Origin of the sequence: Rhizobium aouanii (assembly GCF_037002925.1) — a bacterium.
In the GTDB taxonomy this organism is placed as follows: Bacteria; Pseudomonadota; Alphaproteobacteria; order Rhizobiales; family Rhizobiaceae; genus Rhizobium; species Rhizobium aouanii.
Genome location: NZ_JBAMYD010000009.1, coordinates 108018 through 133172, shown reverse-complemented (window position 1 = coordinate 133172; position 25155 = coordinate 108018). Strand labels below are relative to the sequence as shown.

Below are 25155 nucleotides of genomic sequence, written 5' to 3'. Positions count from 1 at the left end.
AGCAGCTAGCGCACAGTTTCATAAAATCGAGATCGGTTTCTAAAAAGGATCCGCACCACGAAGCGATGGAGCGGCATGCACGCGCGGCATCCACCGCAATTCCTGAAGAAGAGCACGAGGCAATCGCTTATGGCTGCGATGGCGTGAGTGCAGTTTTGCCCGGCTTAACTGCCGCGGGAAATTAATTCCATGGAGGATAAGATGCGTCTACTCATTCTCGGTACCGGCGGAATGGCCAACCAGCATGCCGCCAACTTCAAGGCGATCGAAGGCGTCAGTGTCGTCGGCGGCGTCGATGTCGTCCCGGAAAGGCTCGCGGCCTTTTGCACCGAACATGGCATCGCCAACCACTTCACGACCCTCGAGGATGCTCTCGCCTGGGGCGAATTCGACGCGGTGGCAAACGTCACGCCGGACCGCATTCACCACCCGACGACGCTTCAGGCCATTGCCGCCGGCAAGCACGTTTTCTGCGAAAAGCCGCTCGCCACCGATGCCGTCAAGGCCATGGAGATGACCGAGGCCATCGAGCGATCGGGCAAGGTCGGCATGGTCAATTTCACCTATCGCAACTCGCCCGCTCTTCAGAAAGGCCGGCAGATGGTGCTCGCCGGCGAAATCGGAGAAATCAGGCACGTCGAGGCCTCCCACCTGCAAAGCTGGCTGGTCGGTCGTCACTGGGGCGAGTGGAAGAGCGAAAGCAAATGGCTGTGGCGGCTGAGCAAGAAGCACGGATCCAACGGCGCGCTCGGCGATATCGGAATTCATATCGTCGATTTCGCATCCTACGGTTCAGGGCTCGACATCGCCCATGTCTTCGCCCGGTTGAAGACCTTCGACAAGGCACCGGGCCATAGGATCGGCGAATATGATCTCGACGCCAATGACAGTTTCACGATGAATGTTGATTTCACCAATGGCGCGATCGGGACGATCCAGGCGACGCGCACGGCGGCCGGACAGATGGATCAGCTGCGCCTCAGGGTCTATGGCGAAACCGGCTCGATCGAGATGATCTACGACACCGGAAAATCGACGCTACGCGCCTGTCTTGGCGAAGACGTGCACACGGCAACCTGGCGCGACGTCCCCTTCGATCCGGTCGAGACGAACTACCAGCGCTTCGTCCAGGCCGTGCGGGCGGGCAGGACCCAGGAACCCTCGTTCCGGCGGGCGGCCAATATCCAGAAAGTCCTGGACAAGGCGCTGGCCTCCGATCTGAGCCACGCCGATGAAGCGCTCGGCTGAGTTGGCCAAGCGCGCCGCGCGTTTGGCCATCACGCCGAAGCAGGCGGCAGCAGCAAAGTGTTGAGGAAGGGCAGGAGGGCGGCACCGAGCGCAACGCCGCCGCCGCTGAAACTCGCGGGTTTCATCGGCGAAATCCAGGGCGTCAGCAATGGTCTCGTCGAGGTGTCGCGCCGCTCGATGGAAAGCTGATGGATCAGCGCTTCGATCACGCCCTGCGGCAGGTCGCTGCCGATCATGACGACGCTCGGGGCGAGGAAACCGGCCATGGCGATGATCGGGTCGAGCAGATGGCCGGCGGCTTTCCGTATCCATTGCGACAGTAACGGCGAGGAGATTTCCTCGCCCTTCAGCAGGCGAGTGAATGCCTGGTCGCCGATCCGTGATCGCAGGGATTCGAAACCGACGACGGTGTTCAATTGGACATTGTCCGGGCCTGTCAGCATTTCGCCGATGCTGCCTGCCCGGCCATGCACGCCGGAATAGGGAATACCGCGAATGAGAAAGCCGGCCTGAACGTCGTCGTCGATGATGATCATCGCAAGTCCGCCTTCCCTGCCGGAGCTGCCGATCGTGCGTTCGGCGAGAAGGCTCGCCGTGCACTCGTTCTCGACATAGGGACGCGCGATCGTCGACATCGCGGCGATCTGCTCGCTTTGATCCTCTGTCCAGTCGTTGGCGGCGATGCCGAGGCCGATGATCGGCAATGCGGCGTGGTGATCGACCATATCCCTGACCGCCGCATGCACCACGCCGACTTTGTCAGCGGGATCCAGCTCGATGTAGACCCGGTCGTGGACCTGGCCACTTAGATCGATGAGCACGGCCTCACCACGTCTTTGGCGAAGCTTGACACCGATCGAGAAAGCACCTTCCGGGCGCAAGGCAAACTCGGTAGCGGTGGCCCCTCCGCCAACGCCGTTGCGGCGGTTGGAGGTGACAAGCTTTTCGTCAGCCAACCGGCGGAGAATATTGGTAATGCCGGGGCCGGTCAGGCCGCAATGCCGGCCGAGTTCCATCCGCGTCAGCGGGCCATGGCGGCGGATGGCTTCCAGAATGACGCGAATGTTTCGATCGGCGATTTCGCCGGACCGCAGACCGACCGTTTTGGGGCGCTGGGCGCCCATCTCCTGAGTGTGAAGCCGACGCGGCCCTGACCGAAGATACCGCATGACTGTCTTTCCTAGAGCCTTTCCGGGTTGTGTACTTCATCCACGGGCTATGGGAAAGCCGCGCTTAGCAGCCGCTTTTTCAGCTGAACGTCCTATCAACCGGGATCAGGGCCATCACGGCGCTGACGAAGCGCCGCGGGGCGAATGCCGCAAAATGCGTCAACAGACCCTCGAAACGACACGGCAATCGGAGCTTCACTCTATCGGTCGTTAGTAGCTGCAAGGACGATCATTGCCGAAGCCGTCGCGGCAGGCAGGTCTGAGCCCATAGTCGACGCTGCTATAACCAACCGAGCCAGTTTGCATCGAATCATTCGAGGCCGTCGTGCAGGATGACGATGATACGGCAATCACGATGACGGCTATCGTGGCTGTCAATAATTTGCGGACTTGAAACATCCCACCCTCCCCAGCTGCCTGAAATCTGCCATATCAGTGCAATTCTCGGTCAAATAGGGCCGACAGGGGTTTCGATAACTATTGTCCTCGATCAAGATCTCGTTATCCGGTGAAGGCCCATCACCGGCTTCCGATCGAGAACGGCTGAGACGACCGCAAACCCGGAGTGGTTCAGTTCTTCCGGGCTTGACGGGAAATCAAAGTTACTTAATCTAAGCGTCGACAGGATCCGCTGGGAGGAGGGGCCGGCAAAACGCGATCCTTGTCGTACCATCTGCGTCTCCCCCAAGACCATGACCACGACCCCAAAAGCATGACGACAGATTGTCAGCCGTCGATTTTCAACAGGATAAGCCATGCCTCTGACCATTGCCCAGCGCCTCGATCGTCTCAAAGTTCGCATTGCCGAGTTGGCCCATTGGCGCGATCGACAAAGTGCTGCGATCGACGGCTGGACTTTCGAGGGCGAGCCGATCGCACATCACCAGGATTGGCCGCACCGCCAGGGAGTGGTGCATTTTGCCGCAACCGCTGAAGCGCCGGAGGCGTGGCCTCTCGACGATATTCGCCTGCAGCTCGACCTCGGCGGCGAGAGCCTGATTACGTTGAGCTACCCCGATGGCGAGACGGAAACATTCGGTCTCGATCCCTATCATCAGGAATTCCCGGTGAAGGGCCGCCGCTTGTCGATCGCGACAGAAACCGTCGCTCGCTTTCCGTTCGGCGAGCCCAATCGCGCTCCGAGGCTCAACAAGGCCCGGTTTATCTGGCTCGATGGTCCAGCTCACCGCCTGCACCTTCTGTTAAAGCAGGTTGCCGAGGCAATCGATGTGCTGGGCGAGCATGAAGTCGTGCCGCACCTGATGGATGCCGCCGAGCATACGTTGCGCAGCCTCGACTGGCCGTCGGATACGGCGGCCTATATCTCCCGCACATCGAGCGCCGTCATGCAGCAGAAGATCTGGGAACTACCGGAGCTTGAGGCAAATCCGGCAGGCCTCACGGAAGAGCAGAGCGGCTCGGCAGCCACGGCCTTCGAGGCTCTGACGGCGCGGTTGAAGGAGCTGCAGAAGCGTTTCCCACCGAATGGAGAATTGCTGCTGACGGGCCATGCGCATATCGATCTCGCCTGGCTTTGGCCCTATCGCGAGACGCGGAGGAAAATGCGGCGCACCTTCAATACGGCGCTCTCGCTGATGGAGCGCTCCGATGATTTCCGTTTCAATCAATCGACCGCTCATTATTACGCGCAGATGGAAGAGGAAGACCCAGAGCTTCTCGAGCGCATCAAGCAGAAGGTCGCGGACGGAAAGTGGGAAACGGTCGGCGGCATGTGGGTGGAGCCCGACACGAACATGCCGACCGGCGAAAGCCTCGCCCGTCAGGTTCTCTATGGCCAGCGTTATTTCGAAAAGACCTTCGGCACACGCCATACGGTCTGCTGGCTGCCCGATTGCTTCGGCTTTTCAGGCGCGCTGCCGCAAATCCTGAGACAGGGCGGCATCGACAGCTTCTTCACGATCAAGGTCAATTGGAGCGAGACCAACCATATCCCCTCCGATCTCTTCTGGTGGAAGGGTCTCGACGGCAGCCGGGTGCTTACCCATACGTTCGACAATCCGATGCAGGGTTATAACGGCTTCGTGCAACCCGATTGCTACGTGCCGACATGGAAGAATTTCCGCGGCAAGACACAGCACGATACCTCGCTGCTGGCCGTCGGCTATGGCGATGGCGGCGGCGGCGTCACGCCGGAGATGGTCGAGCGCGAGGTGCAGCTGCGCGACTTCCCGGCTATCCCGCAGGCACGCTGGGGCACCGTCAAAAGCTATTACGAGCAGGCGCACCGCACCGCTGGCGAAAAGAACCTTCCCGTGTGGGATGGCGAAATCTATCTCGAACTGCACCGCGCCACGCTGACGTCGCAAAGCGGCGTAAAGCGCAAGCACCGCCAAGCCGAACGTGCGCTGATCACCGCCGAAACCATCGCTTCGCTTGCGCATATGCTCGGAGCAGACAGGCCGCGAAGCCTCGAATCTGATTGGCGCGTCGTGCTGAAGAACGAGTTTCACGACATTCTGCCCGGCTCGAGCATCCGCGAAGTCTATCAGGATGCGGAGCAGGAACTGGACGGCGTCATCGAACATGCCAAGGCCGAACAGATGGGGGGATTGCAAGCTCTGTCGGCCAAGCTGCCGAAGGGTGGGATTGACGATGCCCTCGTCGTCGTCAATCCGTCCCTTTCGCCGAGGCCACTCAGCGCGACGCTCTCCGACGGCACGGTCATCGCAGCTGCCGATCTCGTCGCCCCCTTGTCCGTCGCAGTCTTCGACAAGGGCTCGCTCAAGCCGGCGGGCGAGCTGAAGGCGGGCCCCGAGCGTCTCGAAAACGAGCACCTCTCGGTCTCCATCGGCAGGGACGGGGCGGTTGCAAGCCTCGTTCACAAGGCCACAGGCCGGGAGGCGGTCGACGGCTCGGCAAATCAGCTCTGGGTCTATCCGGCCGACAAGCCGCGCAACTGGGACGCCTGGGATATCGATGCGGATTATGCCGAAAAGGCCGTCCGCCTCGATGCGCCTGATAGCATCACCCTCGTGGAAGACGGCCCGCACCGCGCGGCGATCCGCGTCGTTTACCGCTACCGGAATTCGAGCGTCACGCAGACCTATGTGCTAACGGCCAACGCCAGGCGGCTCGACATCGAAACGACGATCGACTGGCATGATCGCCGCACGCTTCTGCGAACCCTGAACCCGGTCGCCGCACAGGCCCGCAAGGCGACTTTCGAATGCGCCTTCGGCATCGTCGAGCGGGCAACGCACACGAATACGTCCTGGGAACAGGCGATGTTCGAGGCCGTCGCGCACCGCTTCGTCGATATCAGCGAGCCGGACTTCGGAGTCGCGCTGCTCAACAATGCCAAATACGGCCACAGCGCGCGCGGCAACGTGATCGGCATGAGCCTCGTGCGCGGGCCGATCTATCCGGATCCGCTGGCCGACGAAGGTGAGCAGAGCTTCACCTATGCGCTGATGCCGCATGAAGGCGCCTGGCATGACGGCGGCGTTCTCGACGAGGCGATCGATCTTAATCAACCGCTCGTCGCGGCTGATGCCAGCGGCCTCTCCGCCGGCACTTTCGCGCCGCTTGCGGTCACCGGCATCCCCGTCGCGTTCTCAGGCCTGAAGCCGGCGGAAGAAGGCGATGGTCTCATCCTGCGCCTTTACGAACCGGCCGGCCGGCGCGGCAGGCTCGCCCTCGACCTGCCCTCCGGATGGGCAGCATCGCAGCCGCTGAACATTCTCGAAGAGCCGATGGAGCGGAAGGGACCTGCCGACATTATGCCGTTCGAAATCCGGACCTGGAAGCTGCAGAATGGCTGATGTTCCTTTCCGGGAAAACCGCGCCTCGCCACTTCGATGCCGCGGGGTGCTACAGACTCACCAGAAAATGAGACAAACTGGACAAATGGGCCATTTGAGATTATATCAGCTCCTGTAAGAACGGAGATAGTTTCATGGCAGGTTCCCATGTGCAGCTGGGTCGTGCTCGTCAGGCGCAGGTCGCCGATCGTGTCGCCGCCAAAGTCGCCGATGTGCTGAAAGCCGACGCTGCATTCGAGTCCGGCTCGGTTGCCCTGTCCGCCAGAATTGCGGGAGCGGCAGCCGCGGCCATTGTCGATCTTCCCGTTAGCGTGCGACGCGAACTCAGCAAGCGACAGGGCGAACTTGCCCGCCGCATTCGTGGTCTGGTGGAGACCTTCAGCGATGCACCTGATGGCGGCAAGATCGCGCTTGAAATTCCGAAGGCCGTGGAACCCTCCAAAGGCGAAGGGCTTGGGAAGATCGCCACGGCGGAGGAAGGCGAACGATTGCTGGGCGAGCTTGCGGTTGCCCGCAAGATCGAGGATTGGGCGGGGCCGGTTGCCGGCGCAAACGAACTCCAGCGCGATTTCGGAATTGCGCGCTCCACCCTCAATCGCTGGCAGCATGCCGGCGAGGTCATCGCGCTGCTGAAAGGAACGAGGAAGCACGTCTATCCGATCGAACAATTCATCGACGGGCGTCCGGCAAAGGGCATAGGAACGATTGCCGCTCTCGTTTCCAATCAGCGGGTGGCATGGCTGTGGCTCAGCCAGCCGAACCCCATGTTGGGCGGGCGCAGGCCCATAAACCTCTTGAAACAGGATCATGCGGACGAGGTCGTTGACGCGGCCCGGACCTATTTCGCCGCGCAATGACGCTCGACAAGGCCGTCCTGCAGCGCCTCGCCGTTCGCGCCGACGTCACCGACTATGTCAGAATCATCTCGCGCGCTCACGCCGCGACGCCTCTCGGTACGGGCTTCGGCAAGACGCGGTTTTCGAGCCCGAGGGATAAGTTCCGGCTGCTCTATCTCGCTCAGGATCCCGCAACGGCGATCGCGGAGACGATCGTTCGTGACCGGTTTCAAGGCAAGGCCGAGCGATTGATACTGCGGGAGGAGTTCGACCGATATTCGGCCGTTATCCGAAACCCAAGTCCGCTTTTCCTGCTCGACCTGCGCCATGAAGGCGCAAACCTGCTCGGGGTCTCGACAGATGCCGTTCGAGCCAGGGCACAGGCCAGCGGACGCCGGCTCAGTCAGGAAATCTACGATCGCACCGATTTCGACGGCATTCTCTACATGTCCCGGATCACCAACAAGCAGTGCGTTGCCGTCTATGATCGCGCTACGGCCAGCCTTGAGGCCGACAGCCCCGCATGGGATCTCATCCGCTTGTCGGCGCTCGGCCCCATACTCGATGCCTTGCACCTCACGGTCATAGATAGGTGAATGATGTCCAATCGGTGAGAAAGACGCGCGGCGCTGTCGTGCCCCGGCGTTCGGCCGATCTCGATCATTGCTACAAACTTGGCGCCGGCCGGAAAGCGTCGGGTCGGGCGCCAAAGTTTTTGACCACGAAATCCACGAAAGCGCGGACTTTCGGTGAAAGCTGACGATTGGATGGCCAGACGAGCGAGAGCGCGCCCAATGGCACCATGAAGGAGGTGAGGACGGGGACCAGAGTTCCGGCCCCCATGTGCGGCGCTGCGGCGTAGACCGGCAAATGCGCGAGGCCGAGACCATCCTGGGCTGCCCGCAACCCAGCATCCGTATTGTTGAATGCAAGACTTCTCGGCAGAAGCAGCCGCTCGTATGGCGCGCGGAATGCCCAGGGCGCGACACGGCCGCTGGATGGATATTTGAAGTGAATGCAGGCATGTTGGGAGAGGTCATCCGGGGTGTCCGGCCGCCCATGGCGCTTGAAATAATCGAGACTTCCGCAAACGACAAAATGCTGATCGCCGAGATGGCGGGCGATCAACCGTGCATCGGCCAGCTCGCCGCTGCGCACGACGACGTCCAGACCCTCCGCGACGAGGTCTATAACCTTGTCGTCGAAATCAATGTCCAACTCGATCTCCGGAAACCGCTCGGCAAAGGCCGGCAGGATCGACATCAGCAGATGGTGTCCGACGATGTGGGGAACGCTGACCCGTAGGCGCCCTCTCGGACGTTCCCGGCTTTGCAGGATGGTTGCCTCGGCGTCTTCCATATCGTCGATGATGCGTTTGTAGCGCTCGTAGAGGACCGCTCCTTCCTCAGTCAGACTGATACTGCGCGTTGTCCGGTTGAAGAGCCGCACGCCCAGCCGGCTTTCGAGGCGCGCCACTGCCTTTCCGATCGCGGACGGCGAAACTCCGCCAACCCTGGCGGCTGCGACGTAGCTCTGCTGTTCGACGGCGTGAACGAAGGCGACAACGCTTGCGAGACTGTCCACAATAGCACCCGATTGGAGATATTTTGTCCTTTATGTAAGTCCATGAGCCGCAATTGATCAATATTACGTAGGAAATATCCTCTGTCTCGATGCGCTGCCAACCAATATCAAAGGAGTGAACAGCATGCGGGACTATGCAAAAGAACGACCCGAGCACGCGGAAAAATACGTCGGAGAGAATGACCTGTTTCTGGAAATATTTCATGCGCACGGCGCTTCGAGGCAGTGCGTTCGGCCGCCTTTGCTCTTCGTCCACGGCGCCTTTACCGGGAGCTGGATGTGGAGCAAATACATCCCGCATTTCATATCGGCTGGATGGACCTCTTATTGCGTCAATCTGCGAGGCCACTACAAAAGCAGGTCGGTGGATTTCACAAAAATCCTGTTTGAAGATTACCTGGAAGACATCCGGCTGGTGATCTCCGAAATCGTCGAAGAATGTGGAACTCCTCCCATCGTGATCGCTTTCAGCATGGGAGGAATCCTGAGCCAGAAACTGGCGGAAAGCGTGAAGATCGCCGGGCTGGTGCTGATCGATTCCAGCATTTGCAGGCAAGTGCATGCGGAGGCGCCCTATCGCGATCTCGCGTTGCGAATGCCCGGCCTCGTCGTACCTGCTCCCGTGCGCGACGAGCAAATCAGTACCGATGAAACATCCGAGGATATCGAATTCCAGCGGAAGTACCTGTCCATGGAATCTGCAAAGGCATTCAGCGCATTTTCCTTTCATTTCGGGGCGGAGGGGATTTCCATCGAAGGCGAGAAGATCACGTGCCCCGGCCTCGTCATTTGCGCCGTCAACGACGAATCCGATGATCATCGAGGCCGGGCGACAGCGCGTCACATCGGCGGCGAGTATCTAGGTCTCTGGGGTACGACACATACCGGTCTGCTTGTCGGGCAGAGGTATCACGAAGCTGTAAGCCGCATTATGGTCTGGTTAGCGCGCTTTGATGGAAGGCAGGTTTCCGATAAGGCGTTGTCCCCCGAGTAGAGCCGTGAGCCAAGGCTCAGCCCTCTAGCCCAAGGCTCGCCAGCAGGCGGCTGATATAGGCTTCCAATCCGCCGACCATATCGAAGCGAGCGGGATCGCGCAGCCAGAGCATCTGAAGGCCGTCCATCACGGCGATCAGCTCGGCTGCCATCGCCTTGCCATCGATCTTGCCGTCGATCGAGCCATCGGTGACGGCCTGGTCGAAGGTGGCGGCAATGTCGTTCTGCAGCTGGGTGGCACGATCGAGAAACCATGCCTTGGCCGGGTGACCCTTCATCAGGCTCTCGGCGTTCAGGATGGCGAAGGCCCTGACGACCTCGATCATTTCGGCGTTGCGGCGGAAGACCTCGACCATGCCCTTGAGCAGGCCGCGGAGATCGGAACGATAAGGCCCGATGAAGCTTTCACATTCGAGATCGCGCTTGTCCAGAATGGCAAGCAGGAGATCGACCTTGGTCGGAAAATGGTGCAGCAGGCCCGGCAGGGACAGGCCGACGTCGCGAGCCACATCGCCGATAGCCGAATTCTGGTAGCCGTCTTCGGCAAAACGTTGCATCGCAGCCGACAGGATCTCCGTGCGGCGTGCTTCGCCCTTGCGAGATCGGCGCCGTCGCTTTTCGTCCTGTCCGGTATTCGATTCGGAAACCTCTGCCATCGTCTCTTCCGCCTGCCTCTTTCTTCCGTCCTCCATCCATACATCACAACTCGACAGTTGACATCTTAAAAATACCGAGTAATCGGTAGGTTTAAGAACTGCATGGCGCGTGGAGAAGTTGGCGTCGCCGCCGGATGAACTGGCATCGAGCATGCTCGCCCAGCACTTCGCAATGCCCGAATTCCATTGAAGGAGAGGTTTGCATGATCGATTCCATTCTCGACAACATGACGCTCGAGGAGCAGGTCTGTCTGCTGTCGGGCGCCGATTTCTGGACAACCGTTCCCGTCGAGCGTCTTGGTGTGCCGAAGATCAAGGTGACGGACGGGCCGAATGGGGCGCGCGGCGCGGGCTCGCTGGTCGGCGGCGTTAAGGCCACCTGCTTTCCTGTCGCCATTGCGCTCGGCGCCACCTGGAATCCCGATCTCGTCGAGCGGATGGGCGTGGCCCTTGCCCACCAGGCAAAGAGCAAGGGTGCCGCCGTGCTGCTCGCCCCCACGGTGAATATCCATCGTTCCGGACTCAACGGGCGAAATTTCGAATGTTATTCAGAGGATCCGATGCTGACCGCGGAACTGGCCGTCGCCTATATCAAAGGCGTGCAGAGCCAGGGAATCGCGGCGACGATCAAGCACTTCGCCGGCAACGAATCCGAGATCGAGCGGCAGACCATGTCTTCCGATATCGACGAACGGACGCTGCGCGAAATTTACTTTCCACCCTTCGAACAGGCGGTCCGCCGCGCCGGCGTGATGGCCGTGATGTCCTCCTACAACCGCCTCAACGGCACCTATACCAGCGAGCATCAGTGGCTGCTGACCAAGGTGCTGCGCGAGGAATGGGGATTTGACGGGATCGTCATGTCCGACTGGTTCGGTTCGCATTCGACGGCCGAGACGATCAATGCCGGTCTCGATCTCGAAATGCCCGGTCCGGCACGCGATCGTGGCGAGAAGCTGGTCGCGGCCGTGCGCGAGGGCAAGGTCGAGGCGGCGACCGTGCGGGCGGCGGCGCGACGCATCCTGCTTCTGCTAGAGCGGGTCGGCGCGTTCGAGAAGAGGCCCGACCTCACGGAGCAGGCGGTTGATCTGCCGGAGGACCGGGCGCTGATCCGGCGCCTCGGCGCCGAAGGCGCAGTCCTGCTCAAAAACGACGGCATCCTGCCGCTTGCCAAGACGTCGCTCGACCGGATCGCCGTCATCGGACCCAATGCCGCGAGCGGGCGCGTCATGGGCGGCGGCAGCGCACAGATCGCCGCCCATTATACAGTCAGCCCGCTCGATGGCATTCGAGCGGCCCTTTCCAATGCCAACAGCGTCAGCCACGCGGTCGGCTGCCGCCATAACCGCCTGATCGAGGTGTTCAAGGGAAAGATCACCGTCGAATATTTCAAGGGGCGTGGGTGCCAGGGCACTCCGCTTCATGTCGAGACCGTCGACAAGGGCGAGTTCTTCTGGTTTGAGCTGCCGTCAGGCGAACTCGACCCCACCAATTTCTCGGCGCGGATGACGATGCAATTCGTGCCGGAGGAAAGCGGCGATCACCTCTTCGGCATGACCAATGCCGGACTGGCGCGGCTCTTCGTCAATGACAGGCTCGCGGTCGACGGCCATGACGGCTGGACACGCGGCGAAAACTATTTCGGTACCGCCAATGACGAACAACGCGGCACGGTGGCGCTCGATGCGGGCAAGGCCCATACCGTCACCGTCGAGTATGACACGCCGGTGGCGACCGGGGAGGGGATCAACCTTACAGCCATTCGTTTCGGCGTCGAAAAGCCCTTGGGCGAGGCCGATATGCGGCAAGCCGTCGAGACGGCACTGAATGCCGACGTGACGCTTCTCTTTGTCGGCCGCGATGGCGAATGGGATACCGAGGGCTTGGACCTGCCCGACATGCGACTTCCCGGCCGGCAGGAGGAACTGATCGAGCGGGTTGCGGCCGTCAACGCCAACACCGTGGTCGTGCTGCAGACCGGCGGCCCGGTGGAAATGCCTTGGCTCGGCAAGGTTCGTGCCGTGCTGCAGATCTGGTATCCCGGACAAGAGCTGGGCAATGCCGTCGCTGATGTCCTCTTCGGCGATGTCGAGCCCGGCGGACGCCTGCCGCAGACATTCCCGAAGGCGCTTGCCGACAATTCCGCAATAACAGGCGATCCAGCCGTCTATCCGGGTAAGGATGGGCATGTGCGCTATGCCGAAGGTGTATTCGTCGGCTATCGTCATCACGATACACGCGCTATCGAGCCGCTCTTCCCCTTCGGTTTCGGCCTCGGATATACGCGCTTCAGCTGGGGCAAGCCGCGCCTGTCGGCCAGCGACATGGGTGCCGAAGGCGTGACCGTCAGCGTCGATCTGACCAATATCGGCGACCGGGCCGGGTCGGAACTGGTCCAGCTCTATGTGCGTCCGCCAAAGTCGAAGGTGGAGCGGCCTGACAAGGAACTGCGCGCCTTCGCAAAGCTTTCGCTGCTGCCCGGCGAAACTGGGACAGCAGTGATGAAGATCCTGCCGCGTGATCTCGCTTATTTCGACGTTGAGGCCGGCGCCTTCCGCGCTGAGCCCGGCGGCTACCAGCTGGTCGTTGCGGCAAATGCCGCGGATATCAGGTTCATCATCGATCTGCCGTCACCGCTCGACACCCTGTTGCCGCCTGCACACGCAGCGGCCACCCTCTTCGGATAGCTCGCGGCCTCGACTATTCCGCCTATTCGACCACGAGGTGCGCGCTCGACAGGGCAATTTCGGGCGCCGATCTCTCAACTGAATTTCAACCGGCTTGGGCCTTGGACGTCGTCCAGGGAAGCGCGCGTCGCAGTCCTTTCCCGAGGTGGTCCTTCGCCATCAAGGGCTTTGAGCGCGGCGAGGATGTCGGCATAACGCACCGGCGACGGTACGCCAGGCGGCTGCCGTAGAGCCGGAACGGACTCAATCGCATAGAGATCCGAAGCCCACGACGCCAGGATCGCTCTCTTCTCCTGCGCAGAGATGTCGGCGGCGAGAACTTCGTTCGGAGAGGTGAAATGCTGATGGGGATGAAGAATGTGCGAGGCGGAGATCGCCTCGATAACGCCATCCGGAGGCGTCGTGCTGATGCTTTTGCCGGTCATGAACTTCTCCCAAAAATTTCCACACAAGCGAAGAACATCTTCAGGCACCATTCGATTTAGGTGAAGGAAAACAGCATTCAAGAGGCTTACAGCCGACCTCGAGGCTCGGCAAAAAAAATTTTGATGTCCTCTTGAATCGAAAAACGCGCGAAACCAGATCATTTTCGTCGACAGCGCAAAGGCGGGTCGACCAGACCGGGGACGCGTTTTCGACGCGTCTCCATTCCATGTTGCTTTACGGAGGATATGGCTATGAGAAACGAACTTGACTTCGCACCCCTTTACCGGTCCAGCATCGGCTTCGACCGGGTCTTCAACCTCTTGAATAATGCGCAGCGGCTGCAGGCGATCGAGACCTGGCCGCCTTATGACATCGTCAAGACGAGCGAAGACGACTATCGTATCCAGATGGCAGTCGCCGGTTTCGCCGAGGCCGATCTCGAGATCACCCAGGAGCGGAACGTGCTCGTGGTGAAAGGCCAGAAGGCCGAAGGGAAGGATGGCGAATATCTGCATCGCGGCATTGCCGGGCGCGCGTTTGAACGTCGCTTCGAACTGGCGGACCACGTCAGGGTCGAGAATGCATCCCTGACGAACGGTATTCTCTCGATCGCGCTGAAGCGTGAGGTGCCGGAAGCTATGAAGCCGCGCAAAATCGCCATTGGAGACGGCTCCTTTCAGCAGGCGCCTCTTCAGATCGAAGCAGAGCGCCAGGTGGCTTAAGGAGGGCTTCTCGATGAAGTCCCGGAAAAAGCCGTTCACGGTCGAAATCAGAAAACGCCGCGGGGCAAGTGCAAAGGACGCAGGAAAGCGTGTACTCTCGAAGCTTCTTGACAAGCTCCGTTCGGGAGCCTCAGCTCCGGTAGCGCGATCCTGAATTGAGTTGCATACAAGGAGGGCCGGCTTGGTGGCCGGCCCTTTGTCCGACGGACCACCATAATGGCTTCGCCGCATCCCCCGCAAATGCACCTACGCCGCGTCGTCTTGCCGCGAATTACGTGGCTTCATCCCCTTTTGCACAAGGGGCATTCGCGAAGAGATCAGACGGCGTCGGGCTGCTTGCGAAGATTGGAGACGACGCGCCGGTTCTGCACTTTGCAGGAGCGCTCCGTGCAATCGCGGACTTCGCGCTCGTTCCCGTAACCCTTGGCCCACATCCGCTTTGCGTCCACGCCCTTTGAGATAAGATAAGCCATTGCCGCGTCGGCACGCTTCTGCGACAGCGTCTCCATATTGGACGCGGACCCCGAATCGTCGGCGAATCCTTGCAGCTTGAGCATCCAGGTCGGGTTGTTGTTGAGCCAGCTGGCTTGTTTGTCCAACGTCGCCATGGCAACGGAATCGAGCTTGGCGGAGTCCTGCGTAAAATAGATCCGTCGACCGACATTCAGGATAAAATCTTGCTCGCTGCCAGCCGCGACGTTTTCGAAACCAGGCGCCGGATCGTTCGTCTGGCCGGTCATTGGCACTGCCGCAGGTTCTTCGAGCGAGGCGAGTTCGGTGGTGGAGCAGGCGGCAAGCGCCAAGAGCATTGTCGCGGCGAGAAGGCGCCTGGTAAATCCGGTCGCAATAGAGATCAAGGTGATATTCCTTATTCGACCGGGGTTGTCTGGCTGACCTGAGTGGCGCTTTCAGCCTGGTCTGCGATATGCGGCAGGACCTGCACCGCAGTGCCGATGGGGCAACGCTGGTAAAGATCGATGGCGTCTTCGTTAAACATACGAATACAGCCGCTGGAGGCATCCTTGCCGATGCTCCAGGGCTCCAGCGTGCCGTGGAAGCGATAGCCGGTATCGACGCCGTCGCGATGCAGGTACATGGCGCGTGGCCCGAGCGGGTTTTTCGGTGAGCCTCCCGCCACGAATTCGGGCAGTTCCGGATGGCGCTTGCGCATCTCCGGCGGCGGCGTCCAGCGCGGCCACAGCGATTTGCTGTCGATCGTCGCGCGGCCAAACCATTTGAAGCCCTCGCGACCGACGCCGACGCCGTAGCGAATGGCCGTCTTGTTCTCCATGATCACGTAGAGAAAATGGTGCCTCGTGTCGACGACGACGGTGCCGATCGGCTCGCTGCTGAAATATTTGACAACCTGGCGGTGCCACTGTTTGTCGATCTTGGCGAAGTTGGTCCTTCGGAACGTCACGCCATTGTCGACAGCGGTGCCGTCGAAATAGGAAGACGCCGCGGCAAATGCGGGTTTCCGGATTGCACCGGCGCCAAGTAACGCCAAACCACCCAGCACAATATTTCTGCGAGTCCACGGCATCGGCAATATCCCCCCTTAAAGCCAAGCAGCGAAGCGTCAGTAAATCAGATTTTTCATTTGCCACAACAGAAAAATCATCTCCTCCCCCAAGGCGGAGATCGGGTCACAGGCCTCCTGTGTCTGGTATTGCCCATCGTTACTCTGAAATACCGCGGCGCTTCGAGTTAAAGGGCCGGGCATTCATCTCCTCTGAAGATCGGCATGTACTCTTTCCGCAACCGCCTGCGAGCCAATGCTCCTCACACGCGGCAGTTCCGTTTCTTCGAATGCCTCCACAAGATCACAAAGCATCTCTCGCGCCACGCCAGGGACCACATGATGGGGCAAATGCCCGACACCTTCCAGCAATCTGACGATCGGCCCCGGATGCTTCCTGCAAAGCCAATCAATATGCCAGTTCGGTGAAATCACGCGGTCCGCCATCCCGAAGAGAACGTGCAGGGGAAGATCGCCAGGCAGATCTGGAAGGCGCTTCATGTCTCGGTTGAAGGCGCGCAACTCGTCGGCCATCGTGCGGATGGTGATGGGATTGACCACGTGAGCGGCCGGCAGGTCCAAGAGATGAGAAGGCAGGGGATTGGGAAAGGAGGACGACCTCAGGCCCCGATCGAGAAAAAACGCGGGCCACCGACCGACGACGTGCTGGCGGATCAACGGCCCGACCACCGGAGCGACCGCCGATCTAAGCACAATCAGCGGCTTCGATGGCACAGGCGCGCAACATGGGGAAATGAGAAGAAGTCCCCTGACGAGGCCTGGTCTTCTTGCAGCAAGGTGCAGCGCCGCTGCACTGCCGATCGAGTGCGCAACGATCCTCACCTCCGGCAGGTCAAGAGACGCGAGAAGGCGCTCAAGCCAGAAGGACTGTCCCTCAGGTCCACGCTCAGCCGGTGCAGATGGCGTGCTCAGTCCATAGCCGGGCCGGTCGGGAGCAATGATCCGGAAATCGCTGTTGTCGTAGGGAAGCAAAATTTCCTGCGCAAGACTGCCGCAGCCATGCAGGAGGACGACTGGAATTCCATGTGAGTTGCCACCGTCAAGAATGTGAACATCCTGATCTTCAACGTGAATTGTTGTTCCGAACGTCGGCTGGACTGGCTTCACTGACATGAGCCGCATAACGAAAATCAGAGGAAGAAGTTCCGGCCGGTTGCGGGACGGCGCCTACGGCATCGAGCCGTTAGAATAGGATGGAAGGGAGGCCCAGCGCTGCCGCCTTATCTGTGCTACCATCATCGCGGTCTCGAAGCGGAAAGATCGAATGCTCCTTCAGCGTGTCAGTTTCTATGTGCTTCTGGTCCTCGTGACCATTGCGTTCGTCGCCGTCGTGCTACCGTTCTATTCGGCGATATTCTGGGCAGTCGTCCTCGCTATCATCTTCTTCCCGCTTCACGCCCGTATCGAGGCTCGGCTGGGTGGGCGGGGAAACCTTGCTGCAGCGCTGTCTGTATTGATCTGTCTCTGCGTCGTTATCATTCCCGGGCTGATCGTCCTCAGTTCACTCGTCCAGCAGGGCAACCATCTCTATCAACGTATGGACACCGGCGAGATCGACGTCCGGAGCTTTATTCGTAATCTGCAGGAAGCATTACCCTTGTTCCTCCGCGACTGGCTCCAGAGCATCGAGCTGAACGGCGTCGATACGTTTCAGGACCGCGTTTCCTCGGCATTGATGCAGGGCGGCGGCTTTTTTGCCGGACGCGCCCTGAGCCTCGGTCAGAACACACTGCGGTTTTTCGTCACCTTCGGCGTGATGCTCTATCTCCTGTTCTTCATGTTCCGGGATGGGCGCGCCCTTGCCCGCGCCATCAGAAGAGCGCTGCCTCTCAGCGATGCCCATACCCTTCGCTTCACCTCCAAATTCACTTCGGTCGTTCACGCGACGGTGCGAGGCAATATCATCATCGCCATCATCCAGGGTTCGATCGGCGGCATCGCCTTCTGGGCCCTCGGCGTCGAGCCAGCCCTGCTTTGGGGCGTACTGATGAGCTTCCTGTCGCTGCTGCCTGCGGTCGGCGCCGCATTGATCTGGGTGCCGACGGCCATTTACCTGGCCCTGGCCGGCTTTTGGGTGAAGGCGATTGTGCTGGTTGCGGTCGGCGCCCTCGTCATCGGTCTTGTCGATAATCTTCTGAGGCCGCGCCTGGTCGGCAGGGAGACCAAGCTTCCCGACTATGTCGTCCTCATTTCTACCATTGGCGGCATTTCTCTCCTAGGCATCAATGGTTTCGTGATCGGGCCATTGATAGCCGCTCTCTTCATCGCCGCTTGGGGGATATTCGTGGAGGAGGAGGGCACGTCGGATTCCTGACGAAGCGGCCGGTGCATTTAACGATGGCTTCCGGAACTTTCGTCTCCCTGACTGGTTTGATAGATTCGAGCCATCATCATGTCCAGGCCCACTGGTCGGATCCTGATAAGCCCCGTTGAAGATGGGTCGAGGAGTGACCAGGAGGAGCGGGCATAAATGGAGCCGCCTCCTTTCGGAACGACTCTCACCGCAACGTTTGACGTTCCGCTAACCGCACAAGCAGGAGGAAAGACCATGAAAGTGTCAGAGATCATGTCGCGCGATGTAGAAATCGCCAACCCTAATCAGACGATAGCCGAAATCGCGAGATGCATGGCCGACAGGCAGATCGGCTTCCTGCCGGTCGGCGACAACGACCGACTCGTCGGAACGATCACCGACCGCGATCTCGTCGTGCGCGGGCTTGCCGACGGACTCGGGGGCGATGCAAAAGTGCGTGAAGTCATGTCGCGCGATGTCAAATATTGTTTCGAAGACGAAGATGTCGACGACGTGACCCGCAATATGGGGCAGGTCCAGGTCCGCCGCCTTCCCGTTGTCAATCGTGACAAACGCCTAACCGGCGTCATCTCGCTCGGCGATGCGTCCCTGGCGGACACCGCTGCAGCGGGAGCCGGGTTGAAAAAAGTGTCCCGTCCCGGCGGCGCTCATGCACATTAGAGCAGGAATGATTTTGGCCTGAAGCAATCAGCGATCCTATCGCTTGAGATCATTCATCGTTGAGGTGGCAAGCCGACAAGTGCCCCGGTGCAATCTCCTTTTTCACCGGCACTTCCACATGACAGCGGTCCATCGCAAACGGGCATCGCGGATGGAAGTGACAGCCTTTTGGCGGGTTTATCGGGCTGGGGAGTTCGCCATCGACGGGCTTGAACTGCCGCTTGCCGGGTTCGATGCGCGGCACCTCGGCCAAGAGCGCTTTCGTGTAGGGATGATTGGGCCGCCTGAAAACCTCCTCGACGGGCGCCTCTTCGACGATGCGGCCGAGATACATGATCGCAACGCGATCGGAAATATGCTCCACGACGCCGAGATCATGGCTGACGAACAAATAGGTCAGGTCGAGCTTGTCACGAAGTTCCATGAACAGGTTGATCACTTGGGCCTGGATGGAAACGTCGAGTGCGGCGACGCTTTCGTCACAGACGAGGAATTTCGGCTGGACGGCAAGCGCACGCGCAATATTGACGCGTTGCCGCTGGCCACCGGAAAACTGGTGCGGGTATCGCTTTTTCATGGCCGGGTCGAAACCGGCCAGCATCAAATATCTGTCGACATAGGCGTCGCGTTCCGTCGAGCGGGCAAGCCCATGTGTTCGAGGCGCCTCCCAGATAAGCTCCTCGACGGTCATGCGCGGATTGAGAGCCGCCATCGGATTCTGGAAAATCATCTGGCTGGCGAGACCAAACTGATGCTGCTCGCCTTTCGACATGGCGCTTCGATCCATTCCCTTCCAGAGAATCTGGCCCTGGCTCGGCGCGGTGATCCCTGCAATGGCGCGGCCGAGCGTCGACTTCCCGCAGCCGCTTTCACCGACGAGGCCGACAACCTCTCCGGGCCGAATGCTGAGGCTGACATTATCAAGCGCGTGAACGACCGGCGCCGGTTTGGCCAGTTTGAGCTTGAGCGCGATCTTGGCGGCGAGATCGGACTTGGCTCCGAAGCGCTGCGACACGTTCCTCGCTTCGATCAGGGGCGCGGCGATCGCCGTCATCATACTACCTCTTTCGTTACGGGATGAATGCAGCGGAACGAGCGATCGCCATCCGGCATGAGCGCCGGCATGACCAGGCAGCCGTCGGTTGCCCGATCACAGCGCGTACGAAAACTGCATCCCTGTGGGAGGCGGTTGATGGCCGGGGTCATGCCGCGGATCTGGCGAAGCGGCTCTCCGCGTCTGTTTTGCGAAGGAACGGACGCGATCAGACCGGCGGTGTAGGGATGGTGAGGATCTGTCAGAACCTTGCCCACCGGTCCGGTCTCGACGAGGCGGCCGGCATACATGACGGCGATCTCGTCGGCCAACCTTGAAACGATCGCCAGATCGTGGGTGATCCAGATCACCGCCGTATTTCCCTCTTCGGTGAGCTTCTGGAATTCGGAAATGATCTGGCTCTGGATCGTCACATCAAGCGCCGTTGTCGGTTCATCGGCGATGATAAGGTCCGGCTTGTGAAGAAGCGCAATGGCAATCGCCACGCGCTGGCGCATTCCGCCGGAAAACTGATGCGGATAGGCGGCAAGTCTTTCTTCAGGGCTTGGTATTCCGACCAGCGCCAAAGCATCCCGCGCCCGCTGCCGGGCGGCATCCTTCGAGACTCGCTCGTGTGCCTGGACGGCTTCCACCATCTGCGTCCCGACCGTCAGAACCGGATTGAGCGTCATCATCGGATCCTGGAATACCATGGCGATCCGTTTGCCGCGCAGCTGCCGCATCTCTTCGTCCGAATATTTCGCGATGTCGGCGCCGTCGAAGATGACCCGGCCGCCGACAATCCGCCCGGGCTTATCGAGGAGCCGCATGATCGAGAAGCCGGTCACCGACTTTCCGGATCCGGATTCTCCCACAAGACCAAGGACCTTGCCGCGCTCCACCGTGAATGACACATCATTGACGGCGCAAAGGCTGGGCCGTCCCCTGCCGCCGCCGAATTCGGTGACGAGATTGCTCACTTGCAGCAATGGGGTCATGACATGTTCCTCGGGTTGAGGACATCGCGCAGCCGGTCGCCGACGAGATTGATCGCCGCGATCGTGACCAGAAGGGCAATGCCGGGGAAGAAGCTGATCCAGTAGAGGCCCGTCAGAAGATACTGGTAGCCCGTCGAGATCAGCATGCCGAGCGAGGGTTCGGTCACGGATGCACCGAGACCGAGGAAGGACAAGGTTGCTTCGAGGCCGATTGCCCGGGCGATCTGCATGGTGGCGATGACGATGACCGGCGCAAGACAGTTCGGCAGCAGGTGCCTGAAGAGGATGCGCCATCCGGGCAGGCGCAGCATCCGGGCCGCCTCGATATATTCCTTCTCGCGCTCGACCAGAGCGGTGCCGCGCACCGTGCGGGCATAGGTCGCCCACTCGGCGATGATTAGTGCGATCACGACGTTGGGCACGCCCTTGCCGAGCACGGCGAGCATCATGAGCGCCATTAATATGGTGGGAAAAGAGAGCTGCAGGTCGACGAGCCGCATCATCGCGGTTTCCGTGCGCCCTCCCATGTAGGCCGCGAACAGTCCGGCCGAGGTTCCGATGATGGCAGCAGCGAAAGCCGACAGAACGCCCACCAGCAACGAGGTGCGCAGGCCATAGAGGATGCCGGACAGAATATCGCGGCCCTGGCTGTCGGTACCGAGGTGATAGACAAGCCCGGTCATGGATTCCGACCCCGGCGGCAGTCGTCCATCCATGATGTCGAGCTGCATCAAATCATAGGGGTTTTGCGGAGAGATCCATGGCGCGAACAGCGCCAGGCAACAGATGATCACCAGCGTGAGGAAGGCGATCGCGGCTGCCGGAGAGCTGAAGAAATCCGCGATCCCTTTCGACAGACGACTGGGTTCGGGCGTTGGAGCACTCGTGTCTTGGGTGTTTGGTTCGGCCATGGGGTCAAGCCTTTCCTTCCAGCCGGACCCGCGGATCCAGAAGGGTATAACAGATATCGATGATGAAGTTGAGGACGACGAAGAGCAGCACCATCATCATCAGGTAGGCGACGATGACGGGGCGATCGAGAAGGTTGATCGAGTCGATGATGAGCTTGCCCATGCCAGGCCACGCAAAGATGCTTTCGGTGACGACCGAAAAGGCGATCAGTGACCCGAACTCGAGACCGATGATGGTCACCACCGGGATCATCAGGTTCTTGAGAACGTGCACGGAAATGATCCGCCGCTCTCGCAATCCCTTGGCACGGGCGAATTTCACATAGTCCTGAGGAAGGACCTCCTGCACGCCGGCGCGGGTCAGCCGAAGAATGAGCGACGTCTTGAACAGAGCCAGGTTGAAGGCGGGCAATAGAAGATGCCTGATGCCGTCCCCGGTCAGAAACGACCATTGTACGCCGAGCAGTTCTTGCGTCGGGCCACGGCCATTCGTCGGCAACCAGCCAAGCTCGACGGAAAACACCATGATCAACATGAGGCCGACCCAGAAGGTCGGAAGCGAGAAGCCCAGGATCGAGCCGCTCATGATGAGCTTGGAGGAAATCCGATTGGGGTAGAGCCCTGCATACAGCCCAAGCGGCAGGCCGAACAGCAGCGCGATGCCGAGAGCCGTGATCGCCAGTTCGAGCGTCGCCGGCAGACGTTCGAGGATCAGACCCAGCGCCGGCCGCCCATAAACGAAGCTGTTGCCGAAGTCCCCGTGCAGAAGTCCTTGGAGAAACAGCAGATATTGTTTCCACAGCGGCTGATCCAGACCGTAATGCGCGATGACGAGTGCCCGCTCCGCCTGGTTGGCGTCCGGGTTGATCAGGATGTCGACCGGGTTGCCGATCACATTGACGCCGATGAAGACAATGATCGTCATCGCGACAACGACGAACAGCGCCTGTATCAACCGCCTGATAATGGATGTGACCATTGAACCTCTCCCTACAGCGCCACGCGTCTTTTTCGAGAGCCGCAAAGGCGCTGTAACATTTGAATCTAGTCGACGGAGATCGCCATCCCGTCGCGCTGCGGATCGGCCGCGCCTTTCGAGAGGCCGCCGTCAATCTTGATCGCGTGGACTGCGGCGAACGCATATGTCTGCGGCGAACGCGCCACCTGGTAGCCCTGCGCCCGCAGCTCCTCTTCAACAGAGTGTCGAATGCGATTGCAGATGTCGATCGTGTTTGACACCCCTACGATCCTTGGCGCCGAGACGGCTTCGAGCACGGACATGTCGAAATCGATCATGTTCATCAGGCATTGCGCAACGGCGGGCGCGATATAGCTGCCGCCTGGCGCTCCGATGACGATGCTGGGCTCGTCGCCCTTGAAGACGATCGTCGGTGCCGCCGAGCTGGGACGTCGCTTGCCGGGCGCGATGGAGCCGGGCTTGCCCGGAAGCGGATTAAAGCGGCTCATCGTGCCATTGTACATGAAGCCGAGGCCATCGGTGATCGCGCCAGAGGGACTGCCGAGGGTGTGGGTCATCGCGACGGCATTGCCGTCCTTGTCGATCACCGAGATGTGGGTGGTGTCGCGCTGCGAGCTATCAAGACGCGAAACACTGGCGATCTCGCCCGCCTTGATCGCGTCGGCATGGGTCTTTGCATGCTCTTTCGACAACAGCTTTTCATAAGGCACGTCGACATAGGCGGGATCGCCCATATGCGCGTCCTTGTCGATCGTCATTCGCTTCATCGCTTCAAACAAGATGCGGACATGTTCGGCGCTGCTATGCTGCAGCGAGCCGACATCGAACTGCTCCATGATGTGCAGGAGTTCCAGCATCGGGAAGCCCGAGCCTGGCGGAGGCGAGGTGGCGATGCGGTTGTCGCGGTAGTCGCCCCAAACCGGCTCTACCTTCGACAATTCGTAACGCGCCAGATCCTCCCGATCGATCAAGCCGCCATTTGCCTTGAAATCGCCGGCGATCTGTTCGGCCAGTTCGCCGTGATAGAAGATGTCCGAGCCGCCGCTTCGCGCGACGCGTTCGAGGGTCTGTGCCATGTCCTTGTTGACGAGCAGGTCGCCGACATTCTTGAGCGTGCCGTCGTCGTGGAAATAGGTTCTCCGGCCCGTTTCGGAAAAGCGCAGCTTGTCGAGCGTGTTGGCAAAACCGTCATTCGACTGGTCCTTGACCCAATACCAGTGCATGTGGTTTCGGATCATGAAACCGTTACGGGCCAGGCGGATGGCCGGCTTGACGAGATCGGCCCAATCGAAGGTGCCGTAGTCGCGTAGCGCGGTCTCATAGCCCTTTAGCGAGCCGGGAGTGCAGACGGCAAGGTAGCCGATATCGGAAATATTGCCTTCAAGCACGTAGCCGAAGCCGTCGCGGCTCTGGTGCTTGATCTTGTCGAGCCACATGTCCGGCGCAGCCTTCAACGGCGCGCGCGCATAAAATTCGAGGATCTCGTGCACGCCCTTTTTCGGCATATAGACATGCATGGAGCCGAAGCCGCCGATGCCGGCCATCTGCGGGTCGACCACACCTTGGACGAAAGCACAGGCAAGTGCTGCGTCGATGGCATTGCCGCCGCGTTCGAGAACTTCCGCGCCGGCTTCGACTGCCTCCGGCTGAGGCGCCACGATCGTTGCATTTCTCATTTCGCGCGACGGCCCTCCAGTACCTTTGCCAGGAAGGTCTTGACGTGACCGAGAACCTTCATCCGGTCGTGAGAGACGCCCGGAACACGATCGAATGTCACATCGACACCCGCTTTGCGGAATGAGCTCGCCAAGGCGGCAAGGCGCTCTGGCCGGGTTTTGCCGGCGTCGTTTGCGCCATCCATATAATATTTGCCGCCCGGCTTGTGGGTGATTTCCCAGGTCTCCAGATCGGCGTCGCCGACGATCATATGCACCGGCACCTTGGCGAGATCCTCGGGCCGGAAGGCCTTGCCGAAGCGTGCCTCCAGATCCCGAATGCCGACCCACCAGTCACGCGTCGGATCCAGAAGGGTGACGGAACCAGGTGCGCCGATCGATGCCGCCCAGAGTTTTTCCGGATGCAGGATGGTGAAACGGTGCACGAAATGCCCGCCGCCGGAGAAGCCGAACATGGCGAATTTCGACCAGTCCTGGCGGTATTTGTCGGCCATCTCCGCGACCATGGCAAGGACGACCTGATCGTAGCGGATGTCGCCTTCCTCAAGAAACTTGTAGCCGGAACGCGCACCATCGCCGAGAACGCCAACCGGGAAGATCGGGCAAAGGATGGCGCAGTCGTTGTAGAGTCCGAATTCGGCAAAACCGTCGCGGAAGTCGATGGCCGACGTGCGCCCGGTGCCGTGGACCGCGACTAGGAGGTCGAGCTTGCGGCCGTCTGCCGCCGTCGGCGGCACATAAAGCACCATATGGAGGCGGGGATCGGCCTGAGAGGCGAAGATGGCCGTCTGGCCATAGTCATAGATGGCCTTCGCCCGGACGACGGCTTCGCCCGTTCCAAGTTCCTGCATGAATGTCTCCTGGGAGATGAAGAAAGGGTGGCCTCGGGGCGGACCCATGCTGCTGTTTTAAACCGCGCCGCATCGATTGGATCGATGCGA

Annotated in this window: 23 protein-coding genes; 9 read left to right on the top strand and 14 right to left on the bottom strand. The window is 60.3% G+C overall.

Annotation, left to right across the window (positions count from 1 at the left end; genetic code table 11):
• The first annotated feature begins 201 nt into the window (after nucleotides 1-201).
• Entirely contained in the window at nucleotides 202-1248 is a 1047-nt protein-coding gene (locus V8P77_RS17335) for a Gfo/Idh/MocA family protein (protein WP_335913544.1), read from the top strand.
• Nucleotides 1249-1277: 29 nt separating this feature from the next.
• Here the strand turns inward: V8P77_RS17335 and V8P77_RS17330 are convergent, their stop codons facing one another.
• Entirely contained in the window at nucleotides 1278-2417 is a 1140-nt protein-coding gene (locus V8P77_RS17330) for an ROK family transcriptional regulator (RefSeq protein ID WP_335913543.1), read from the bottom strand.
• Nucleotides 2418-2627: 210 nt separating this feature from the next.
• Nucleotides 2628-2816: a hypothetical protein gene (locus V8P77_RS17325; protein ID WP_025396930.1), complete on the bottom strand. Its 189-nt coding sequence runs from the start codon at nucleotides 2814-2816 to the stop codon at nucleotides 2628-2630.
• Between the two features lie 356 nt (nucleotides 2817-3172).
• Between V8P77_RS17325 and V8P77_RS17320 the strand changes: the two genes are divergently transcribed.
• The 3 genes from V8P77_RS17320 (at nucleotide 3173) to V8P77_RS17310 (ending at nucleotide 7631) form a co-directional block, all read left to right on the top strand.
• Nucleotides 3173-6199, top strand: a complete 3027-nt coding sequence (locus V8P77_RS17320; RefSeq protein WP_335913542.1) for an alpha-mannosidase — start codon at nucleotides 3173-3175, stop codon at nucleotides 6197-6199.
• Nucleotides 6200-6333: 134 nt separating this feature from the next.
• The gene (locus V8P77_RS17315; RefSeq protein ID WP_335913541.1) at nucleotides 6334-7056 is read left to right on the top strand and encodes an antitoxin Xre/MbcA/ParS-like domain-containing protein; all 723 of its coding nucleotides are present in this window, start codon (nucleotides 6334-6336) and stop codon (nucleotides 7054-7056) included.
• Nucleotides 7053-7631 carry an RES family NAD+ phosphorylase gene (locus V8P77_RS17310; RefSeq protein WP_335913540.1) on the top strand — a complete coding sequence of 193 codons (579 nt, stop codon included), beginning with the start codon at nucleotides 7053-7055 and terminating at the stop codon, nucleotides 7629-7631. The genes V8P77_RS17315 and V8P77_RS17310 overlap by 4 nt, the downstream gene beginning before the upstream one ends.
• Nucleotides 7632-7701: 70 nt before the next feature.
• Here V8P77_RS17310 and V8P77_RS17305 read toward each other — a convergent pair whose 3' ends face one another.
• Nucleotides 7702-8619, bottom strand: a complete 918-nt coding sequence (locus V8P77_RS17305) for a LysR family transcriptional regulator (protein ID WP_335913539.1) — start codon at nucleotides 8617-8619, stop codon at nucleotides 7702-7704.
• Between the two features lie 124 nt (nucleotides 8620-8743).
• On the opposite strand from V8P77_RS17305, the gene V8P77_RS17300 reads away from it, so the two are divergent.
• Nucleotides 8744-9613 carry an alpha/beta hydrolase gene (locus V8P77_RS17300; protein WP_335913538.1) on the top strand — a complete coding sequence of 290 codons (870 nt, stop codon included), beginning with the start codon at nucleotides 8744-8746 and terminating at the stop codon, nucleotides 9611-9613.
• Nucleotides 9614-9629: 16 nt separating this feature from the next.
• Here V8P77_RS17300 and V8P77_RS17295 read toward each other — a convergent pair whose 3' ends face one another.
• Nucleotides 9630-10268 carry a TetR/AcrR family transcriptional regulator gene (locus V8P77_RS17295; protein WP_335913537.1) on the bottom strand — a complete coding sequence of 213 codons (639 nt, stop codon included), beginning with the start codon at nucleotides 10266-10268 and terminating at the stop codon, nucleotides 9630-9632.
• Nucleotides 10269-10471: 203 nt separating this feature from the next.
• Here V8P77_RS17295 and V8P77_RS17290 point away from each other — a divergent pair, with 203 nt between their 5' ends.
• Nucleotides 10472-12955: a glycoside hydrolase family 3 C-terminal domain-containing protein gene (locus V8P77_RS17290; protein WP_335913536.1), complete on the top strand. Its 2484-nt coding sequence runs from the start codon at nucleotides 10472-10474 to the stop codon at nucleotides 12953-12955.
• A gap of 74 nt (nucleotides 12956-13029) precedes the next feature.
• Here the strand turns inward: V8P77_RS17290 and V8P77_RS17285 are convergent, their stop codons facing one another.
• On the bottom strand, nucleotides 13030-13380 hold the full coding sequence (locus V8P77_RS17285) for a hypothetical protein (RefSeq protein WP_335913535.1): 351 nt from the start codon (nucleotides 13378-13380) through the stop codon (nucleotides 13030-13032).
• 252 nt (nucleotides 13381-13632) lie between these two features.
• Here V8P77_RS17285 and V8P77_RS17280 point away from each other — a divergent pair, with 252 nt between their 5' ends.
• Entirely contained in the window at nucleotides 13633-14103 is a 471-nt protein-coding gene (locus V8P77_RS17280) for an Hsp20 family protein (RefSeq protein WP_025396923.1), read from the top strand.
• Between the two features lie 317 nt (nucleotides 14104-14420).
• Here V8P77_RS17280 and V8P77_RS17275 read toward each other — a convergent pair whose 3' ends face one another.
• The 3 genes from V8P77_RS17275 to V8P77_RS17265 all read right to left on the bottom strand — a co-directional run bounded on the left by V8P77_RS17275 (nucleotide 14421) and on the right by V8P77_RS17265 (nucleotide 16765).
• Nucleotides 14421-14957, bottom strand: a complete 537-nt coding sequence (locus tag V8P77_RS17275; RefSeq protein WP_025396922.1) for an OmpA family protein — start codon at nucleotides 14955-14957, stop codon at nucleotides 14421-14423.
• A 14-nt stretch (nucleotides 14958-14971) separates the two neighbouring features.
• Nucleotides 14972-15646 carry a L,D-transpeptidase gene (locus V8P77_RS17270; protein ID WP_077980595.1) on the bottom strand — a complete coding sequence of 225 codons (675 nt, stop codon included), beginning with the start codon at nucleotides 15644-15646 and terminating at the stop codon, nucleotides 14972-14974.
• A 180-nt stretch (nucleotides 15647-15826) separates the two neighbouring features.
• The gene (locus V8P77_RS17265) at nucleotides 15827-16765 is read right to left on the bottom strand and encodes an alpha/beta fold hydrolase (protein ID WP_335913534.1); all 939 of its coding nucleotides are present in this window, start codon (nucleotides 16763-16765) and stop codon (nucleotides 15827-15829) included.
• 142 nt (nucleotides 16766-16907) lie between these two features.
• Here V8P77_RS17265 and V8P77_RS17260 point away from each other — a divergent pair, with 142 nt between their 5' ends.
• Together V8P77_RS17260 and V8P77_RS17255 are read left to right on the top strand one after the other, a co-directional pair.
• On the top strand, nucleotides 16908-17957 hold the full coding sequence (locus V8P77_RS17260; protein WP_335913533.1) for an AI-2E family transporter: 1050 nt from the start codon (nucleotides 16908-16910) through the stop codon (nucleotides 17955-17957).
• Nucleotides 17958-18191: 234 nt separating this feature from the next.
• On the top strand, nucleotides 18192-18617 hold the full coding sequence (locus tag V8P77_RS17255) for a CBS domain-containing protein (RefSeq protein ID WP_017957358.1): 426 nt from the start codon (nucleotides 18192-18194) through the stop codon (nucleotides 18615-18617).
• Between the two features lie 49 nt (nucleotides 18618-18666).
• On the opposite strand, the gene V8P77_RS17250 is transcribed toward V8P77_RS17255, so the two are convergent.
• From V8P77_RS17250 to V8P77_RS17225, 6 genes are all read right to left on the bottom strand, one after another.
• Complete coding sequence (locus tag V8P77_RS17250; protein ID WP_335913532.1) at nucleotides 18667-19671, bottom strand: ABC transporter ATP-binding protein; 1005 nt, start codon at nucleotides 19669-19671, stop codon at nucleotides 18667-18669.
• Nucleotides 19671-20648 (bottom strand): ABC transporter ATP-binding protein, encoded by a 978-nt coding sequence (locus V8P77_RS17245; protein ID WP_335913531.1) that lies wholly within the window; start codon nucleotides 20646-20648, stop codon nucleotides 19671-19673. The genes V8P77_RS17250 and V8P77_RS17245 overlap by 1 nt, the downstream gene beginning before the upstream one ends.
• Nucleotides 20645-21559, bottom strand: coding sequence for an ABC transporter permease (locus tag V8P77_RS17240; protein ID WP_130689986.1), 915 nt, complete (start codon nucleotides 21557-21559; stop codon nucleotides 20645-20647). The genes V8P77_RS17245 and V8P77_RS17240 overlap by 4 nt, the downstream gene beginning before the upstream one ends.
• A gap of 4 nt (nucleotides 21560-21563) precedes the next feature.
• On the bottom strand, nucleotides 21564-22538 hold the full coding sequence (locus V8P77_RS17235; RefSeq protein WP_335913530.1) for an ABC transporter permease: 975 nt from the start codon (nucleotides 22536-22538) through the stop codon (nucleotides 21564-21566).
• Nucleotides 22539-22603: 65 nt separating this feature from the next.
• Nucleotides 22604-24214, bottom strand: a complete 1611-nt coding sequence (gene ggt / locus V8P77_RS17230) for a gamma-glutamyltransferase (protein WP_335913529.1) — start codon at nucleotides 24212-24214, stop codon at nucleotides 22604-22606.
• Nucleotides 24211-25065 (bottom strand): alpha/beta hydrolase, encoded by an 855-nt coding sequence (locus tag V8P77_RS17225; RefSeq protein ID WP_335913528.1) that lies wholly within the window; start codon nucleotides 25063-25065, stop codon nucleotides 24211-24213. The genes ggt and V8P77_RS17225 overlap by 4 nt, the downstream gene beginning before the upstream one ends.
• Between the last annotated feature and the right edge of the window lie 90 nt (nucleotides 25066-25155).

Excerpts from the sequence above, each read along its gene's own strand:
- V8P77_RS17335 (WP_335913544.1), top strand. The coding sequence starts at position 202 with ATGCGTCTACTCATTCTCGGTACCGGCGGAATGGCCAACCAGCATGCC.
- V8P77_RS17330 (WP_335913543.1), bottom strand. The coding sequence starts at position 2,417 with ATGCGGTATCTTCGGTCAGGGCCGCGTCGGCTTCACACTCAGGAGATG.
- V8P77_RS17325 (WP_025396930.1), bottom strand. The coding sequence starts at position 2,816 with ATGTTTCAAGTCCGCAAATTATTGACAGCCACGATAGCCGTCATCGTG.
- V8P77_RS17320 (WP_335913542.1), top strand. The coding sequence starts at position 3,173 with ATGCCTCTGACCATTGCCCAGCGCCTCGATCGTCTCAAAGTTCGCATT.
- V8P77_RS17315 (WP_335913541.1), top strand. The coding sequence starts at position 6,334 with ATGGCAGGTTCCCATGTGCAGCTGGGTCGTGCTCGTCAGGCGCAGGTC.
- V8P77_RS17310 (WP_335913540.1), top strand. The coding sequence starts at position 7,053 with ATGACGCTCGACAAGGCCGTCCTGCAGCGCCTCGCCGTTCGCGCCGAC.
- V8P77_RS17300 (WP_335913538.1), top strand. The coding sequence starts at position 8,744 with ATGCGGGACTATGCAAAAGAACGACCCGAGCACGCGGAAAAATACGTC.
- V8P77_RS17295 (WP_335913537.1), bottom strand. The coding sequence starts at position 10,268 with ATGGCAGAGGTTTCCGAATCGAATACCGGACAGGACGAAAAGCGACGG.
- V8P77_RS17290 (WP_335913536.1), top strand. The coding sequence starts at position 10,472 with ATGATCGATTCCATTCTCGACAACATGACGCTCGAGGAGCAGGTCTGT.
- V8P77_RS17285 (WP_335913535.1), bottom strand. The coding sequence starts at position 13,380 with ATGACCGGCAAAAGCATCAGCACGACGCCTCCGGATGGCGTTATCGAG.
- V8P77_RS17280 (WP_025396923.1), top strand. The coding sequence starts at position 13,633 with ATGAGAAACGAACTTGACTTCGCACCCCTTTACCGGTCCAGCATCGGC.
- V8P77_RS17270 (WP_077980595.1), bottom strand. The coding sequence starts at position 15,646 with ATGCCGTGGACTCGCAGAAATATTGTGCTGGGTGGTTTGGCGTTACTT.
- V8P77_RS17265 (WP_335913534.1), bottom strand. The coding sequence starts at position 16,765 with ATGCGGCTCATGTCAGTGAAGCCAGTCCAGCCGACGTTCGGAACAACA.
- V8P77_RS17260 (WP_335913533.1), top strand. The coding sequence starts at position 16,908 with ATGCTCCTTCAGCGTGTCAGTTTCTATGTGCTTCTGGTCCTCGTGACC.
- V8P77_RS17255 (WP_017957358.1), top strand. The coding sequence starts at position 18,192 with ATGAAAGTGTCAGAGATCATGTCGCGCGATGTAGAAATCGCCAACCCT.
- V8P77_RS17250 (WP_335913532.1), bottom strand. The coding sequence starts at position 19,671 with ATGACGGCGATCGCCGCGCCCCTGATCGAAGCGAGGAACGTGTCGCAG.
- V8P77_RS17245 (WP_335913531.1), bottom strand. The coding sequence starts at position 20,648 with ATGACCCCATTGCTGCAAGTGAGCAATCTCGTCACCGAATTCGGCGGC.
- V8P77_RS17240 (WP_130689986.1), bottom strand. The coding sequence starts at position 21,559 with ATGGCCGAACCAAACACCCAAGACACGAGTGCTCCAACGCCCGAACCC.
- V8P77_RS17235 (WP_335913530.1), bottom strand. The coding sequence starts at position 22,538 with ATGGTCACATCCATTATCAGGCGGTTGATACAGGCGCTGTTCGTCGTT.
- ggt (WP_335913529.1), bottom strand. The coding sequence starts at position 24,214 with ATGAGAAATGCAACGATCGTGGCGCCTCAGCCGGAGGCAGTCGAAGCC.
- V8P77_RS17225 (WP_335913528.1), bottom strand. The coding sequence starts at position 25,065 with ATGCAGGAACTTGGAACGGGCGAAGCCGTCGTCCGGGCGAAGGCCATC.